This is a genomic window from Halomonas sp. JB37, from assembly GCF_002332255.1.
Lineage (GTDB): Bacteria > Pseudomonadota > Gammaproteobacteria > Pseudomonadales > Halomonadaceae > Vreelandella > Vreelandella casei.
The window spans coordinates 1,002,082-1,018,032 of record NZ_NRGW01000001.1 but is presented as its reverse complement, the minus strand read 5'-3'; the positions used below and the strand labels follow the sequence as shown (position 1 = coordinate 1,018,032).

Genomic DNA, 15,951 nt, shown 5'->3' with positions numbered 1-15,951 from the left:
TGTCATTGTTGTAATCGTTCTTATAGCCATTTCTAGTGGCGCTACTTCAATCTTGAAACAAGCCGTCAATGGGCTCAAATCGACGTTCAAGAAGGCTGCCTTCGTATAATACGATGGCTAGAAACGCCCCTATAGCGCGTTATTTCGTCCCATCACTCACAGGCATACGACCAAAGATGGATAGCGCCGCTGGCCGGAAGCTCATTAACAGGCGCGTTGCAGGCTATTGAATGCTTAATCATTCAGCGCCAGCATTCTCGAAATACGAAGCCGCTAAAGCGTACCTAATCCTCGATAAGCGCCGAATGGGCGCTGTCTCCCGCTAAGTGGTCAACCAAATGCCGGGCCGTGACGGGCAGCGTTGCATAGCGACGTATGCCAATCACCAGTTCGTGCTGAGCCCACGAGTCGCTAAGCGGGATACTTTTCAGCTGTAGATCACCCAGGTCGCGGTAAATGGCTTGCTCGGGCAGCACACCAACGCCCATGCCGTGATGAATCATGCGACAAATAGCGTCAAAGCTACGCACCTGAATGCGCATTCTGAGCGCTTTACCCGTCATATTGGCCTGCTCATTCAACAGCGATTGCACGGATGCATCTTGCTGCAAGCCAACAAAATCAAACTCAAGCGCTTCACTAAAAGCGATGCTTTCACGCTCTGCCAGAGGATGACCCTTGGGCGTCATCAGCACGAGTCGGTCTCGCCGGTACGAGAGCCGCTGAAGATCAGGTGCCGCCACGTGGCCAGCAAAAATACCGATGTCGGTCAGCCCGTCACGCACGGCGGCAACGATTTCGCTGCTGACGCGCTCCTGCAGGTCGATTTTAATTTCGGGATAGTGCCGCGAGAAGGCGCTGAGATCCTGGGGAAGAAACGCAATGATCGCTGAGGTATTGGAGTGAATACGCACGTGGCCACGCACGCCTTCGCCGTACTCGCTCAGCTCTGCATGCAGGCGCTCAATGTTATCCAAAATACGTCGCGCGTGATGTAAAAATGCCTGGCCCGCAGGCGTTAGCTCCACGCCTCTGGGGCGACGGTACAGCAGCTTGGCACCGACCAACACTTCCAGATCACTAATCCGCTTGCTCACGGCGGCAAGCGCCAAGTGTTCGCGCTCTGCAGCCGCTGTCAGGCGCCCCTCATCCGCCACGGAGATAAAGAGCTTAAGAGTGACAAAATCAAAGCGGCGCATAAGAATCTCCGGGCAAGGCAACGGCCTTATGCTATCGCAGACCTTCGTCGTCTACGAAACCTTTGTTACCCATTGTCTAATTGTCCGCCGCAAACCGCTCGCGCATGCTGACAATCTGTAATGAATCCAATCACAAGAGAAAGCCCCATGAATGCTCCCACTGCACGCCAGCTACCGCTACAGGGCCTGAAGGTTCTTGAGCTTGGTCAACTCATTGCAGGCCCTTTCGCCACTAAATTGCTGGGTGAGTTCGGCGCAGATGTGATTAAAATCGAGCCGCCGGGTACCGGCGACCCACTTCGCAAATGGCGAATGATTGAAGACGGCACGTCGCTGTGGTGGCACGTACAAACCCGTAACAAGCGCTCGGTAGCACTGGATTTACGCAGCCAAGAAGGCCAAGCGCTGGTGCGCCAACTTATCGCCGAAGCTGACGTCGTGGTGGAAAACTTCCGCCCCGGCACCTTAGACAGCTGGGGGCTAGGCTGGGAAGCGCTCTCCACACTCAACCCGCGGCTGATCATGGTGCATATTTCCGGCTATGGGCAAACGGGGCCTTACCGCGACAAGCCCGGCTTTGGCGTGATTGGCGAAGCCATGGGCGGGCTGCGCTACCTTACCGGCCAACAGGGAGAGCCTTCCGTGCGCGTAGGCGTGAGCATTGGAGACTCACTTTCCGCACTTTATGCCGTGATTGGTACGCTGCTGGCGCTTCAGGAACGCAGTCGCAGCGGCCTGGGCCAAGAAATTGACGTCGCACTGTATGAGTCGGTGTTTGCAATGATGGAAAGCCTGCTGCCAGAGTTCGATGCCAGCGGCCAGGTTCGTCAGCCCAGCGGCAGTGCCCTGCCCGGCATTACCCCTTCGAACGCTTACCGCTGCCAGGGCGGCGACTACGTACTCATCGCTGGTAACGGCGACAGTATCTTCAAACGTTTAATGAGCGTCATTGGCCGCGATGATCTTGGCAACGACCCGGCGCTAGCCCATAACGACGGGCGCAGCCAGCAAGCCGACATGATTGACGCAGCCATTCAAGCGTGGACTGAAGAACGTCCGCGGGATGCTATTTTGCCCGCCCTGGATGATGCCCGCGTGCCCGCAGGCTACCCCTACACCGCCGAAGATATTGCCTTTGACCCGCATTATTTGGCACGGGAAATGATTCAAACCTTTAACCGCCCCAACGGCAAAGCGCTAAAAGTACCGGGTGTCCTGCCCAAACTGAGCGCGACACCAGGGCGGCTCGGCAACGGTGGCCCCGCGCTGGGTCAACATACTGACGACGTTTTGGATGAGCTGGGCATTGATCACGACACCCGCGCCAAACTTCGCCAAGCGGGCATTATCTAACGCACGTACGATTAAGGAGAATACGATGCATAGCACAATGAGCCCGCCAACGCCCTGCTCTGCGAAGGTAGAAATCAACGAAGTCGCCCCGCGGGATGGCCTGCAAATTGAAGCGCGTTATGTACCGACGGAAGAGAAAATTCGTTGGATCGATGCGCTCTCCACCACCGGCCTGCGGCGAATCGAGGCAACCTCGTTCACCTCACCCAAAGCCATTCCCAACCTGCGCGACGCGGCCGACGTAGTGACCGGCATTCAGCGCAGAGAAGGCGTCGATATCACCGTGCTGGTGCCTAATGTTAAAGGTGCCGAGCGGGCATTAGCCTGCCAAGTGGATGAGATTAATCTTGTAATGTCCGCCAGCAATAGCCACGGGCTGGCAAATCTGCGCATGACGCCAGAGCAATCTCTTGAGCAATTCGCGGCTATTTTGGAAGCAACTCAAGGCAGCGGCGTGTTTATCAATGCCTCACTCTCCACCACGTTTGGCTGCCCGTTTGAAGGCGATGTATCCCAAACCCGCGTGCTGGAACTGGTTGAAAAACTGATCGCACTGGGTATTCAGGGCATCACACTCTGCGACACCACCGGCATGGCCAACCCCGCCCAGGTCAACCTGCTGTGCGAGGCCGTCCTTGAGCGCTGGCCAGCAACGTCGTTTACGCTGCATTTCCACAACACTCGCGGCATGGGGCTAGCGAATGCACTGGCGGCCTGGCAGGCGGGCATCACTCGCTTTGACTCAGCGCTCGGCGGGCTGGGCGGCTGCCCCTTTGCTCCCGGCGCCACCGGCAATGTATGTACCGAGGACCTAGTGCATATGTTTGAGGCCATGGGCGTCGATACCGGTGTCGACCTGGATGCACTGCTCGAGGTCGCAGCCACCCTTCCCGATCTGATCGGCCACGATGTACCGGGGCAGGTGGTTAAAGCTGGGAAATCGACGCGGCGCTATCCTGTGCCAGCAAAAATAGACACTGCATCACCGTCCGTAACCGAATAAATCAGTCGATTGGCTGAAAAGAGAGTCTTATAGCTAATTCGAGCAATGTGTAAGGTTATCCGGACACTCTGTATCCGGATAATCAAGTTCCAAAGAGGACGTTCCTCTCCCCTCTGAATAGTTAGTAAAGAAGGCCCGGCAGCCAAAGTGCAAGCTGAGGTGCGGCAAGCATCAGGCCGATCATTAACATCAGCGTCGTAATAAAGGGTAAAACACCAATAAATACATCGATCAGCTCGCCCCGGCCACGTACGCCTTGTACTACATAACAAAGCATCCCTATCGGTGGCGTCAGAACGGAGGTTTCTGCAACGAGAACCATCATGACACCAAACCAGACTGGATCGTAACCTAGCCCTACCACGATAGGTGTCACAATCGGAATCGTCAGCACGATCATTGCCAGTGTATCCATGAACATACCCAATATAAGATACATCATCAGGATCATAAGCATAGTGGCTAGTGGGCTCCATTCCAGCCCCTGAACCAGCTCATTAACCACACTAAGCATGCCAGTTGCGCCGATGATAAAGTTCAGCAAAAAAGCAAGAATCGTTATCAAGATCATCATTGATGAGGTGCGCACAGTTCCGATGAATACCTCAACCATCATTTCCCAACTCAGCTTCCCATACCAGGCTGCAAGCCCCATGGAAGCAATGACACCTATTGAGGCCGCCTCAGTAGGGGTAGCCCACCCGGCATAGATCGAACCAATCACCAAAATGAAGAGCGCCAACGGTGGTGCGAGATCCGGAAGGCTTTGAAGCAAAGCTTTAACAGACAACGGGCTGCGTCGGCCGTCCAGCGACGGTGCTGCCACGCATAGCACGATAATTGTTATTGAAAAAATAATCGCCAGTAGTATGCCCGGTATTAAACCGGCGACAAAAAGCTGAGGAACTGAAGTATCCGTTAAAAACCCGAAAATAATCATGTTGATTGAGGGCGGAATCAGAATGCCTAACGTGCCGCCGGCCGCCAAACTACCTAGAAACAGTCGTTCACTATAGCCATGACGATCAACTTGCGGCATCGCCGTAGTTCCTATCGTCGCAGCAGTAGCCACACTCGAACCAGAGGTAGCCGCAAACAGCGCGCTTGCGCCGATGTTGGCATGCATCAAGCCCCCCGGTAGCCAACCGATCCAAGCTGCTACACCATTGTACATCCGATCCGCAATATGTGAGCGCAGCATTATTTCGCCCATCATGATAAACATTGGAATGGCGACCAGAGTAAACTCAATACTGTGCGACCATGCAATTTCACCAAAAGCGCGTTGCAAGGGAAGTGGCGAGATAAGCCAATCCAGCGACACTGCTAACCAACCTAGCACCGCTGCAATGGGCAACCCCAGAGCGATCAGTACAAACAGGAGGATAAGCGCAATACCCATATCACGATCTCCTCAATGCGGATTCGGATGCGCCAAGCTGCGCTGCGAGCGATTGGTTACCACTCACCACGGCCCGAACGAGATCGAATAACAGTGCTATAAGGCAAATCAAGAAAAAGATTAACCCTGTTAGCCAGAGTGCCTGGGGAATCCACAATGGCGTAGCAAGGGAAGTACTGGCTCGCGCACTTAGCCGTAAGGATTCAGCTAAAGTGCCCCAAGCATGAGTCACCACGATACCCATGACCCCAGCAAACGAAGCCATGGATACAATATCGAGTACGCGTTGCACTCGGACAGGCATAAGCAGATAGATAAGATCTACGCGAATATGCGCCCGCATAAATAGCGCCTGTGCAAACCCCCAAGCCATTGCAATTGCAAAGGCATAGCCTACTAACTCTTCAACACCCACAAGGCTGTGCCCAAAAAGTCTCCGTGCTAGTATCTCGGCGGTCATTAAGGTGGCCGATGCCAGTAGCAAAAGCCCACTCCCAATAGCGGCAAAGCGAGCAAAACGTGCCAATTTGGTTGAGATAAGAAAAGATGACAAAACGATTACTCCTCAGCGGCCAGTTGTATATCCAAGACCTCACCCACCGTTGCATTCCAACGGTTGACACAATCTACTCCACAGGCGCGGGTGAATTTAGACACCACATTTTCTGTCACAGCACGCCTTAGGCGTTCGCTATCCTGATCGGATAGTTCGACAAGCGTTAGGTCCGCCTTGGTTAGATTTCGGGGGGAGGTTGCCTCGGGTTCGCAACGATTATCACCGACAGAGCACCAGATACCCTGCTGGGTCGCAACGCGCGCCATGTCCCATCCTGACGGCTCAAGTTTGCGACGAATTTCATCCTGCAAATAAGTCTGAACGGCTGGTTCCAGTCTTTCCCAAGTCTGGGCATTCGCGACAATGAAGTTGACACCCCAGCTCACCCTCAGATCAACAAGGTGCGTCGCAACATCGGTCCATTTTGCGCTATTGCCAGAATTAGACCCTGTAAACGCACAATCAATGACGCCACGCTGCATGGCAGGTACAACTTCATTGAAGGCCATGGTCACCGGGTTAGCACCCAAGGCGGCGACCAACGCAGATGTGGTAGTCGAGAAAACACGGACTTTCTTGTCTGCCAAATCATCCAGATCCTCAACGGGGGTGGCGCACCAAAGAACCTGCGCGCCAGTGGGCCAGAAGCCCAGTGGTATCACCCCTAACTCATCACGATAACGTTCCTCAAGAACCGGACGGTAAGCATCAACCACCGCTCTTAACGTGTCTATATCTTGAACCAACCCTGCAATGTCGATCGCATCGTTTTCAGACAACTCACCAGAAATTAGCGTGGTGCTGCCCGCAACAATGTCGGCCACCCCCAATGCGGTTAACCGCATTAGCTCGGGCCCCTTCACGCCAAGATCGGAAGCGCTGATCAGATCCACCACAATCTGGCCATCACTGCCATCAGGAATAGCACCGGCCCAAAATGGTTGCAGCACATTCGTCCAGTTAGGCGAGTTTACTGGTGAGCCAATAACCGAAAGTTGTGTTTCAGGAATATCTTGAGCAAGTGATGTAAACGGCAAGATGCTGAAAAGCGCTGCGACGCTCAGTATTTTTTTTGTGCTGCGCATGTCTTTAGCCTACCTATTGGCAAATAACTATTTCCGAATTTGCATTTTCAACTCACCAAAGAAGGTGCTTAACCTATTGACGTCGTAGGGCAGCTTACCGCTGAACCTCTTTCATTTTCCCATGTGAAAGGCCTCTATCGGGAGCTGCAATATTTAAGCGAACCATGTCACGTAACAACTGTACGATCGCCATAGAGCTTTCACCCTCAGCCCCATCCACAATGAAACGTGAAGTGCAATAACGCATCTCCCAGCCGCCAGCGTCCAGGCAGGCACGAATGATGCGTTTTTCAAGCTCGGAATCTTGAACGAGCTCCTTGTCCTTTAGCAAAAAGCCCAGCATTGCAGCAATGCCATAGGCACCCCAGTTCGAAATCGAGGCTGGCAAGAAAATATCGGTTGCAGTGACAGTTATAGCGCCACCTGGCTTGCTGGTCTGAGTCTCTCGACCATAGGGATGAAAGTCTTGCATGAAGGAGTGGATGCGCCCGAATCCTATCTCGTTGCCATTGTCACCAATTCCAATACTGAGCACTCCCTGCTGAGCCGCCTTGTCAAACAATGGAGCGACGTTGACGCAATTTTTCGGCGCGACACCCGTCGAGTAATGAACAATGCCACTCTCATTCGGGCCTAGCCGTTCGCGGTGATTTTCAACCCAGTTGTCCAAATGGCTGCACTTAAGCAGCCTTTTTATTACGCTCGATTTCCTGCACTTTCCCTGGGTTAAGCGACACTGAACCAGTGACCTCCCAGTTTCGGGTGCTGCCCGACCAGCGTTTCGGATAGCGACGCTTAGCGCTTTCATAAACCGCTTTACGACGTTCAAGGCGTTTTCGATCAACGCCACGATGCCGGTCAGCTGGCGTGACATATTGGATGCCACTGTGAAGGTGCTGTTCGTTGTAAGCCCGCTCGAACACCAACATCCATTCTCGTACCGCGCTCAGCGATGTAAAGCCCTTGGTGGGCCATGCTGGGCAGTATTTGACGGTACGGAACAGCGATTCCGAGTAAGGGTTGTCGTTGCTTACTCTCGGGCGACTGTAAGACATCAACATCCCCAGTTCGGTTAACCTCGCTTTGAGCGTATAGGACGTCATCGGCGCCCCGTTATCTGAGTGCAGTACCGGTGGTTGATGCCAGCAACCTTCTCGCAGCAAAGCGCGTTCCAGTAATTGTTTAGCCAGCTCGCCCGATTCGGTGTCGTGAACTTCCCAGGCGATGATTTTGCGGCTGTAGATATCCATGATCAGGTAGAGATACCAGTGCTGGCCTCGCACAACGGAGGCGCAGAAGCTAATGTCCCAACTCCAGACCTGGTTTGGCCCTGTTGCCGTAAAACTGGTCGGCGCGGGCACTGGACGGCGTGGTTTCATACGGCCACGAGGGTGCTGCTGGTGATGCTTTTTCAAAACCCGGTAAAACGACGATTCGGAGGCCAGATAGACGCCGTTGTCTGCCAGCAAAGGCACGATTTGAGACGGCGGCAAGCTCTGATACTCGGGACGATGACACGTGTTCAAAATGGCTTGCTCTTCCTCATGCGTTAGCTGATGCGGCTGCCTGCCTTGCACCACGTGATGACGCTGATCCTCAACAACAGCGCCACACTCAGATCGCCAACGTTTCAGTGTGCGTTCATTCACGTTGATAATCTCAGCGGCTTTATAACGAGACGCGCCATCCACAACCGCTTCGTCAAATAGCGCGATGAGCCTTGCACGTTCGTCGAGCGGCGTTAGTCGTCCTCGCCGCTGTCGGGATCTTCGCTGTACAAGGCTTCGAGCTTTTTTGAGAGCACCAGTAACGACGTCGTCTCAGCCACTACCTTGTCTTTGCGCCGCACTTCCGCTTTGAGTTGCTTGATGGTCTTACGGTCTTCTTTACGCTGCTTTTGCGCCGCTTTTTCCTGGTCTTCTTGCCGACCAGCGCCTTCGAGGCAAGCCGCTTTCCACTGCTGAATTTGCTCGGGATAAAGGCCTTTTTCGCGACAGTAAGCGCCAAGCTCTGCCTCTGACAGGGTGGCGGTTTCGATGACCACGGCTAGCTTGGCGTCGGGCGACCATTCACTGTCGCCTGGGGTGTAACCCGGCACAGGCACTCCTTTTACTCGACACTGTTTTAACCAACTATACAGCGTCGCGTCAGAGATGCCTTCCTCTGTCGCTACCGATGCCACACTGTGATTATGGGGTGGTAACAACTTCTTCAGGACGGCTGATTTACGCTCTGCGGAATAACGTGGCACAAGGACTCCATGCCGCTCCCTCTGGATTAGATTTAGGCGATATCGCCAACCGGACAACTAGGCTGACAGAGGGGGTTCGATTGCAATAATGGCTTTTGGCTTCATCTTGCTCAGTAGATCGTCAGCCCAAGCATCAATCTCAGACTGACCTTCAGGAGCCGTAATCAGGGCTGCACCCATGCGACGATCTTTAGCCAACTCGTAATCTCGGATCATCAAACCTGCTGCCTCTGATGATGCCTTGATCGGTGGAGCATGGCATATCTCGGAGACATAGACCGGCACCGCTTTAAGCCCCCAATACAATGCGCGCGCAATCGATACAGCTCCTGGGGGGCCATCGCTTTCTCCGTGAGGCACTTCAGGCATATAGCCAGCTCCCGTAACGATTAATACCACATCGCCCTCGCCCACATTTTCTACCAGCGCTTCGGCAGCGCGCGCAGTAATAGGGCGCCCCCCTCCCTCACGTCGTGCCTCATCGTATATCGGCGCGATGATGTTGTGGTTCATGCCACGGTTACGCATCTCGACTGTGATCAAGCGATCCACGTACTCGCCCATAATAGTTGCCATATAAAAAGCCTCGGTTCGATTATTGGATGAACCAAGATACTAGTTAGGCAAGAACCCAATTGACGAATCGAATTTTAGAATGAGGCATCAGGAAAAATTATGCTATTGCTGGTAATTTACAGTTATGTTTGTCTAATACAAAACGGATTAACACGAGGTTCTGGTTATTATGCGCGCCTTAAACCACCGTCAGGTCTCAGCTTTTCGTGCCGTCATGCTCAGCGGCAGCATGACGGCAGCAGGCCGCATACTCCATATTAGCCAACCCGCCGTCACCCGCCTTATTCGTGACCTGGAAGAAGATCTTGGCTTAACTTTATTCAATCGCAAATGGGCGAGCATTCAACCCACTCCAAATGCTGTTGCGCTTTTTCGCGAAGTCGAAAAGTACTTTGATGCGATGGAGCGTATTCGCGACAGTGCTCATCAGTTACGAGAAAAACAAGAAGGCCGGTTGCGTATTGCGGCCATGTCTACATTATCGTCTGGAGCTCTTCCCGAAGCTATTCGTCGTTTCCGTGCTATTCAGCCAGGAACCGGCTTTTTTATACACTCTGACAACTCCGTTTATATTCTCAACGCAATGCAACGTGACGAATTCTCTATTGGGTTTGGCCGGGTTCCAGCCGAACGCACCGATATTAACCATACTGCAATGCCAACTTCTTCTGTTGTCTGCTTACTGCCCAAAACTAATCCGCTGGCCAATAAAACATCAATTTCGGTTGAAGACCTAGATGGGCAGCCGTTCATTTCACTTGGCATAAGCAGTCTTCTTAGAATGCAGATCGAGGATGCTATGGATGAAGCAGGCGTTCGGCCAGGCTCTACGGTACAAACACTGTATTCAAATACTGTTTCTAGTTATGTGGCAGCGGGGTTGGGAATTGCAGTCACTGATATCTTTTCAGTTATGGGCACTAACCTCACTAATATTGCAGTCAGGCCCTTCACAGCAAACATAAAATTTCAATTCTCGGCCATTTTTTCTTCACTTGAACACACCGAAAACTCAAAGCTCTTCGCTCAGATTTTTAATGAAATAGTGGCTGAACAAATTATTAATATCGAAAAAACTTACACTAACTGATTATACGCGCTGTATTACATTCTGAGATGTCCACTGTTACTGGACAGAATCACTCGGCTGCTGGCCAGAAACGCCGTTTATGCTACATTTTCGCAACACTCGCGCCATGGGTCTCGCCAACGCCTTGGCGGCGTGGCAAGCGGGCATCACCCGTTTTGATTCATCGCTAGATGGACTGGGCAGCTGCTCCTTTGCCTCAGGCGTTAGCGGAACTGTAGGCACCGAAGGCACCGAGGACTTAGTACATATGTTTGAGTCCATGAGCGTATACACCAGTGTCAATTTGGATGCCCTGCTTGAAGTGGCCGCCACCCTACCCAACCTCATCGGCCATGAGGTACCGGGGTAGATCGTTAAAGCTGGGAAATCAACGCGGCGTTATACGATACCGAAATCAGCTATCTGGCCCGGGAATCGGAGTTAACTAGGTCCCGGCCAGCGCCAGTTTGTGCAGTCGTTCCTGCGCGCCGGGATTCGCTAGGCAAACGTGCCAGGAGCTTTCGTGCGACAATCCCCGCTCGGAAATAAGGAGAGCGAGGATGCACGGCGAACCCAACCCGGCGGCCCTCAAGGTGCTGCAGGACGTCTTTGGCTACGACAGCTTTCGCGGCCCGCAGCAGGCGATTATTGAGCATGTGATCGCGGGTGGCGATGCGCTGGTACTGATGCCCACCGGCGGTGGCAAATCGCTGTGCTATCAGATCCCTGCGCTGTTGCGCGAAGGCACCGCGATCGTGGTGTCTCCCTTGATTGCGCTAATGCAGGATCAGGTGGCGGCACTCGTTCAGAACGGCGTCCGGGCGGCCTACCTGAATTCCAGCTTGGACTATCACGAAGCGGTCGAAGTGGAAAATCGCCTCAGAGCGGGCGAGCTTGATCTTTTATACGTCGCGCCAGAGCGGCTCGCCATGCCACGCATGCAGTCGCTTTTGGAACAGACGCAAGTTGCACTGTTTGCCATCGATGAGGCGCACTGCGTCTCCCAGTGGGGCCACGACTTTCGCCCGGAGTACCGACAGCTTTCCCAACTCCACCAGCGCTTTCCTAATGTGCCGCGCATTGCGCTGACCGCCACCGCCGATGTGCCCACGCGCGGCGATATCATCGAACATCTGCAGCTTGGGGAGGCGGCGCTTTACAACAGCGGCTTCGACCGGCCCAACATCCGTTATCACATCGCTGAAAATCAGGGCAACACCCGTGAACAGCTGCTGCGCTTTATCCGCGAGAACCATAGCGGCGAAGCCGGCATCGTCTACTGCCTTTCCCGGCGCAAGGTGGACGACACCGCTGCTTGGCTTGAACGTCAGGGGCTCACCGCACTGCCCTACCATGCGGGGCTTCCCCCCGAGCTGCGCCAGCACCATCAGACCCGTTTTCTGCGTGAAGACGGCGTAATTGTGGTGGCCACCATCGCCTTTGGCATGGGCATCGACAAACCCGACGTACGCTTTGTGGCGCACCTCAATCTGCCCAAAAGCATTGAAGCCTACTACCAGGAAACCGGCCGCGCCGGGCGCGATGGTCTGCCCGCCGATGCCTGGATGGCCTATGGGCTTCAGGATGTGATCACGCTGCGTCAGATGCAGCAGGATTCTAGCGCTCATGACCATCAAAAGCGCATCGAGCAGCAAAAGCTGGATGCCATGCTGGGGCTTTGCGAGATCATCAGCTGCCGTCGTCAGGCGCTGTTGCATTACTTTGGCGATTCGCTAGACGCGCCCTGTGGCAACTGCGACAACTGCCTGATCCCGCCCGAGACCTGGAACGCTACCGTGGCAGCGCAGAAGGCACTTTCGTGTGTCTACCGCACTGAGCAGCGCTTCGGCGTCACCTATCTAGTGGACGTACTGCTAGGTAAAGGCAACGAGCGCATCACCCGTTTTGGTCACGATAAGATCAGCACCTTTGGCATCGGCGGTGATCTTTCGGCCAATGAATGGAAGGCGCTGTTTCGCCAGTTGATTGCGAGCGGTTTTCTCAGCGTCGATATGGAAGGTCATGGCGGGATTCGCTTAACGGAAAACGCCAAGCCGGTGCTGCGCAGCGAGCAGCCGCTCACCCTGCGCAAGCCAAGCAAGGCCAAGACCGCCCGGCGCGGCAGTAAAGGCGCCTCAGCAACGCAGGGCCACGGCCCTTTGTGGGAAGCCCTACGCCAGCACCGAAAGGCACTTGCCGAGGCTCAGGGCGTGCCTGCCTACGTTATCTTCCACGACGCCACGCTTGCCGAAATGACCGAGCAGAAGCCGCAAAATTTGCAGGCACTCGGCGCTATTTCCGGCGTTGGCGCTCGCAAGCTTGAAGATTACGGTGAAGGCTTTCTGGCAGTGATTCTAACTAACGGCGATGCCTAGCCGTTAAATGCTGAGACCATTACCGGCAGTGCTCACCGCGAGCGATAGCGGCGGCGTCAAACACGCCGGTATCCAGCACCCAGCCGGTTACCAGTGACGCCGGCGTAACGTCAAAGGAAGGATTCCACACCGGCGCATTTTCCGGCGCCCAAACGACATCCCCAAAAGCACCAGAGGCGCCACGTATTTCGGCGGCGTCGCGCTGTTCAATCGGAATGTCAGCACCGGTGGCGCAGGCTTTGTCTACTGTCGTGTACGGCGCCACCACGTAGAAAGGCACCTTATGGTAGTTGGCGACGACTGCCAGCATGTAAGTGCCCACTTTATTGGCAAAGTCGCCGTTAGCGCAGATGCGGTCAGCGCCCACCATCACTTTATCCACTTTACCGGCGGCCATTAGGCTTGCGGCCATGCTGTCCGCAATCAGCTGGTACGGAATATCCAGGTCAGCCATTTCCCAGGCGGTTAACCGACCACCCTGCAGCAGCGGGCGGGTTTCATTCACGTATACATGCAGCGTTACCCCACGCTTTTTAGCCACCGCCAGCGCGCCAATGGCCGTGCCGACACCCGCCGTCGCCAGCGCGCCGGTATTGCAGTGGGTCAGCACTCGCTCGCCCTCTGCCAACAAATCCGCGCCGCGTTCGGCCATGCGCAAACACAGCTCGCGGTCTTCTTTAAACAGCGCGGCGGCGCGCTCAGAAAGCGCACCCGGCCCTTGGGCAAAGCAGGCCTCCATGGCGTCCAGGCAGTACATCAGATTAACCGCCGTGGGGCGCGTCGCCCGTAAGCGGTCACTTACCCACTGCCACTCGCTCTCCTGCCCGGGATGTTGCGCGGCATACTGCGCCAGCACAAAGGCTGCACTCAGGCCTATTAACGGCGCGCCGCGAATCGCCAGACTTTTCACCGCCACCTGCCAATCCTCCGGGCTTGCACAGCGTACCCACGTTTCGGCCTGCGGCAGGCGTGTTTGATCCAGATACTCAAGCGAGTCGGCATACACCCGCAAACTGCGTGATTGAAGATGAGGCATCAGGGGCTCCTTGAGTACTGATCGCAAGAACGGGTGAGGCAGAACGTGTGATAAAAAACGGGGGCGGCACATGGCTTATCAGCCGCGAAGCTTATCATATAGAATGAAGGCCTTTAGAAGCGAAGCGGCGCTGATTCTACGATGAGCATACAAGACGAACTGTTAGCAGCGATTTCCTGGGCGGCCCAGCGTGGCTGGGCGCCGGCTACCGGCGGCAACTTTTCTTCACGTACCGACAAAGGCTATCTAGTGACGGCCTCCGGCGTTGATAAAACCTGCGTGACGGCCAGCGACCTGCTGCTCTGCAACCTGGACGGTGGCGTGCTTGAAGGTGATGGTAAGCCAAGCGCGGAAAGCGACCTTCACGCTGCGCTCTACCGCTTGGACTCAACGATTAGCTGCGTGCTGCACACCCATACGGTTGCCAGCACCGTCCTGTCGCGTCGCTTTCCAGAGGGTATTGAGCTAAGCGGCTTTGAAATGCAAAAGGCGCTGCAGGGCAACCAGACCCACACTGCGACTATTCACCTGCCGGTGGTGCCCAATTCTCAGGATATGAATGAGCTGGCCGATAACGTGCGTGCTGGCTGGCCGATGCCCTGGGGCTTTCTGGTCGTGGGCCACGGTATTTATGCGGTGGGCAGCACCATTGCCGAGTGTCGTCGCCATCTGGAAGCCATTGAGTTTTTACTTGCCTGTACCCTTGAAGAGAGTCGGTGGTCTAAATGAACAAACACCCAGGTCTTGATAGCGTAGATATGAATACCCCAAGCATTCGCGCCGTGATCACCGATATCGAAGGCACCACCACGGATATCAGCTTTGTGCATAAAGTGTTGTTTCCTTACGCCCATGAGCAGCTGCCCGAGTTCGTTCACAGCCATTCAGCCCAGCCTGATGTGGCCGAGCAGATAGCCGCCGTGCGCGCTGAGCTCAAGACACCGGATGCCTCGCTGGATAAAGTGATCGAAACGCTGCTTTACTGGATCGAGACCGATCAAAAAGTCACCCCGCTCAAAGCACTACAGGGCATGATATGGGCCGATGGCTATCAGCGCGGTGCTTTCAAAGGTCATCTTTATAGCGATGTTGCCCCGCACCTTCGTCAATGGGCAGACGCCGGGAAGCAACTTTATATCTACTCGTCAGGCTCAGTTCAGGCGCAAAAGCTGCTGTTTGGTTACAGCACAGAAGGCGATTTGACGCCACTATTCAGCGGCTATTTCGACACCCATATTGGCCATAAGCGCGAAGCCCTGGCGTATCAGCATATTGTCAGCAAGCTACAGCTCCCCGCCGATGAAATCCTGTTTCTATCCGATGTGGTGGAGGAGCTGGACGCCGCCAAGCAGGCGGGCATGCAAACATTGCAGCTGGTGCGTGAAGGCACTCAGGCGGGTACGCAGCACGCTTGCGCCGCAAGCTTCGACGAAATTACTCTGTAGCCTTTAGGCCCGTCACTTTTAAAGGAGCGCTTTTGATGTCGCAACTCAAAGTATTTGCCGATCAGAATCCTAACGATGCGTTAGTGGATACCTGCGACGGCGAGCAAATCAAGGCCGAGCTAAATCGTGTCAACGTGCTGTTTGAGCGCTGGGCAACGCCGGGCGAAATCGCAAGCGATGCTACCCAGGACGACATACTGGCGCTCTACCAGGATGACATCAAGCGGCTAAAAGCCCAGGGCGGCTACCAGACGGTAGACGTGCTGCACATGGTGCCCACGCACCCTGAAAAAGACGCCATGCGCCAGAAGTTCCTAAATGAGCACCGCCATCACGAAGACGAAGTGCGCTTTTTCGTCAAAGGTCAGGGGCTGTTCTGCCTGCATATTGAAGACAAGGTGTATCAGGTGCTGTGCACCCGCAACGACCTAATCAGCGTGCCTGCCAATACGCCTCACTGGTTCGATATGGGCCCTGCCCCTGAATTCACCGCGCTACGCTTCTTCGATAACGTAGAAGGCTGGGTGCCCCACTGGACCGAAAGCGATATCGCTGGAAAGTTTGATCGGATTGATCAGCTTTAAGTGTGAGTCGTTAATAG

Annotated in this window: 15 protein-coding genes and 1 pseudogene; 8 read left to right on the top strand and 8 right to left on the bottom strand. The window is 54.7% G+C overall.

The annotated features are described in order from the left end of the window. Positions 1 to 284 precede the first annotated feature (284 nt). On the bottom strand, positions 285 to 1,199 hold the full coding sequence (locus CIK78_RS04890) for a LysR family transcriptional regulator (RefSeq protein WP_096277768.1): 915 nt from the start codon (positions 1,197 to 1,199) through the stop codon (positions 285 to 287). Between the two features lie 147 nt (positions 1,200 to 1,346). Between CIK78_RS04890 and CIK78_RS04885 the strand changes: the two genes are divergently transcribed. Beyond that, on the top strand, positions 1,347 to 2,552 hold the full coding sequence (locus tag CIK78_RS04885; protein WP_096277766.1) for a CoA transferase: 1,206 nt from the start codon (positions 1,347 to 1,349) through the stop codon (positions 2,550 to 2,552). A gap of 37 nt (positions 2,553 to 2,589) precedes the next feature. Continuing rightward, positions 2,590 to 3,555: a hydroxymethylglutaryl-CoA lyase gene (locus tag CIK78_RS04880; protein WP_096282265.1), complete on the top strand. Its 966-nt coding sequence runs from the start codon at positions 2,590 to 2,592 to the stop codon at positions 3,553 to 3,555. A 121-nt stretch (positions 3,556 to 3,676) separates the two neighbouring features. On the opposite strand, the gene CIK78_RS04875 is transcribed toward CIK78_RS04880, so the two are convergent. The 6 genes and pseudogenes from CIK78_RS04875 to CIK78_RS04850 form a co-directional block, all read right to left on the bottom strand. Beyond that, positions 3,677 to 4,957, bottom strand: coding sequence for a TRAP transporter large permease (locus CIK78_RS04875; protein ID WP_096277764.1), 1,281 nt, complete (start codon positions 4,955 to 4,957; stop codon positions 3,677 to 3,679). 1 nt (position 4,958) lies between these two features. Then, the gene (locus CIK78_RS04870; RefSeq protein ID WP_096277762.1) at positions 4,959 to 5,510 is read right to left on the bottom strand and encodes a TRAP transporter small permease; all 552 of its coding nucleotides are present in this window, start codon (positions 5,508 to 5,510) and stop codon (positions 4,959 to 4,961) included. A gap of 5 nt (positions 5,511 to 5,515) precedes the next feature. After that, the gene (locus tag CIK78_RS04865; protein WP_096277760.1) at positions 5,516 to 6,598 is read right to left on the bottom strand and encodes a TRAP transporter substrate-binding protein; all 1,083 of its coding nucleotides are present in this window, start codon (positions 6,596 to 6,598) and stop codon (positions 5,516 to 5,518) included. A gap of 94 nt (positions 6,599 to 6,692) precedes the next feature. Beyond that, a complete protein-coding gene (locus tag CIK78_RS04860) occupies positions 6,693 to 7,385 on the bottom strand; it encodes a glutamate cyclase domain-containing protein (protein WP_255249118.1) in 693 nt (230 codons plus the stop codon). Next, positions 7,279 to 8,849 (bottom strand): annotated as a pseudogene (locus tag CIK78_RS04855) (IS3 family transposase). The gene CIK78_RS04860 and the pseudogene CIK78_RS04855 overlap by 107 nt, the downstream one beginning before the upstream one ends. A gap of 57 nt (positions 8,850 to 8,906) precedes the next feature. Then, positions 8,907 to 9,425, bottom strand: coding sequence for a glutamate cyclase domain-containing protein (locus CIK78_RS04850; RefSeq protein WP_096277758.1), 519 nt, complete (start codon positions 9,423 to 9,425; stop codon positions 8,907 to 8,909). Between the two features lie 169 nt (positions 9,426 to 9,594). Between CIK78_RS04850 and CIK78_RS04845 the strand changes: the two genes are divergently transcribed. From CIK78_RS04845 to recQ, 3 genes are all read left to right on the top strand, one after another. Beyond that, on the top strand, positions 9,595 to 10,515 hold the full coding sequence (locus CIK78_RS04845) for a LysR substrate-binding domain-containing protein (protein WP_096277756.1): 921 nt from the start codon (positions 9,595 to 9,597) through the stop codon (positions 10,513 to 10,515). 79 nt (positions 10,516 to 10,594) lie between these two features. Continuing rightward, positions 10,595 to 10,864, top strand: a complete 270-nt coding sequence (locus CIK78_RS04840; RefSeq protein ID WP_096277754.1) for a hypothetical protein — start codon at positions 10,595 to 10,597, stop codon at positions 10,862 to 10,864. A gap of 190 nt (positions 10,865 to 11,054) precedes the next feature. Further along, positions 11,055 to 12,869, top strand: a complete 1,815-nt coding sequence (gene recQ, locus CIK78_RS04835) for a DNA helicase RecQ (RefSeq protein WP_096277752.1) — start codon at positions 11,055 to 11,057, stop codon at positions 12,867 to 12,869. A 19-nt stretch (positions 12,870 to 12,888) separates the two neighbouring features. Here recQ and mtnA read toward each other — a convergent pair whose 3' ends face one another. Then, positions 12,889 to 13,905: an S-methyl-5-thioribose-1-phosphate isomerase gene (gene mtnA, locus CIK78_RS04830; RefSeq protein WP_096277750.1), complete on the bottom strand. Its 1,017-nt coding sequence runs from the start codon at positions 13,903 to 13,905 to the stop codon at positions 12,889 to 12,891. A gap of 141 nt (positions 13,906 to 14,046) precedes the next feature. Between mtnA and mtnB the strand changes: the two genes are divergently transcribed. From mtnB to CIK78_RS04815, 3 genes are read left to right on the top strand one after another with little or no spacing between them, the layout of a single operon-like run. After that, positions 14,047 to 14,634 carry a methylthioribulose 1-phosphate dehydratase gene (gene mtnB / locus CIK78_RS04825; RefSeq protein WP_096277748.1) on the top strand — a complete coding sequence of 196 codons (588 nt, stop codon included), beginning with the start codon at positions 14,047 to 14,049 and terminating at the stop codon, positions 14,632 to 14,634. After that, positions 14,631 to 15,350 carry an acireductone synthase gene (gene mtnC, locus CIK78_RS04820; RefSeq protein WP_225734157.1) on the top strand — a complete coding sequence of 240 codons (720 nt, stop codon included), beginning with the start codon at positions 14,631 to 14,633 and terminating at the stop codon, positions 15,348 to 15,350. Before mtnB ends, mtnC begins: the two co-directional genes overlap by 4 nt. Before the next feature lie 35 nt (positions 15,351 to 15,385). Beyond that, complete coding sequence (locus CIK78_RS04815; RefSeq protein ID WP_096277746.1) at positions 15,386 to 15,934, top strand: cupin; 549 nt, start codon at positions 15,386 to 15,388, stop codon at positions 15,932 to 15,934. The last annotated feature ends 17 nt before the right edge of the window (positions 15,935 to 15,951 follow it).

What these genes read in the sequence shown, in the direction of transcription:
- CIK78_RS04890 (WP_096277768.1), bottom strand. Translation starts at nt 1,199, where the DNA reads ATGCGCCGCTTTGATTTTGTCACTCTTAAGCTCTTTATCTCCGTGGCG.
- CIK78_RS04885 (WP_096277766.1), top strand. Translation starts at nt 1,347, where the DNA reads ATGAATGCTCCCACTGCACGCCAGCTACCGCTACAGGGCCTGAAGGTT.
- CIK78_RS04880 (WP_096282265.1), top strand. Translation starts at nt 2,590, where the DNA reads ATGAGCCCGCCAACGCCCTGCTCTGCGAAGGTAGAAATCAACGAAGTC.
- CIK78_RS04875 (WP_096277764.1), bottom strand. Translation starts at nt 4,957, where the DNA reads ATGGGTATTGCGCTTATCCTCCTGTTTGTACTGATCGCTCTGGGGTTG.
- CIK78_RS04865 (WP_096277760.1), bottom strand. Translation starts at nt 6,598, where the DNA reads ATGCGCAGCACAAAAAAAATACTGAGCGTCGCAGCGCTTTTCAGCATC.
- CIK78_RS04850 (WP_096277758.1), bottom strand. Translation starts at nt 9,425, where the DNA reads ATGGCAACTATTATGGGCGAGTACGTGGATCGCTTGATCACAGTCGAG.
- CIK78_RS04845 (WP_096277756.1), top strand. Translation starts at nt 9,595, where the DNA reads ATGCGCGCCTTAAACCACCGTCAGGTCTCAGCTTTTCGTGCCGTCATG.
- CIK78_RS04840 (WP_096277754.1), top strand. Translation starts at nt 10,595, where the DNA reads ATGCTACATTTTCGCAACACTCGCGCCATGGGTCTCGCCAACGCCTTG.
- recQ (WP_096277752.1), top strand. Translation starts at nt 11,055, where the DNA reads ATGCACGGCGAACCCAACCCGGCGGCCCTCAAGGTGCTGCAGGACGTC.
- mtnA (WP_096277750.1), bottom strand. Translation starts at nt 13,905, where the DNA reads ATGCCTCATCTTCAATCACGCAGTTTGCGGGTGTATGCCGACTCGCTT.
- mtnB (WP_096277748.1), top strand. Translation starts at nt 14,047, where the DNA reads ATGAGCATACAAGACGAACTGTTAGCAGCGATTTCCTGGGCGGCCCAG.
- mtnC (WP_225734157.1), top strand. Translation starts at nt 14,631, where the DNA reads ATGAACAAACACCCAGGTCTTGATAGCGTAGATATGAATACCCCAAGC.
- CIK78_RS04815 (WP_096277746.1), top strand. Translation starts at nt 15,386, where the DNA reads ATGTCGCAACTCAAAGTATTTGCCGATCAGAATCCTAACGATGCGTTA.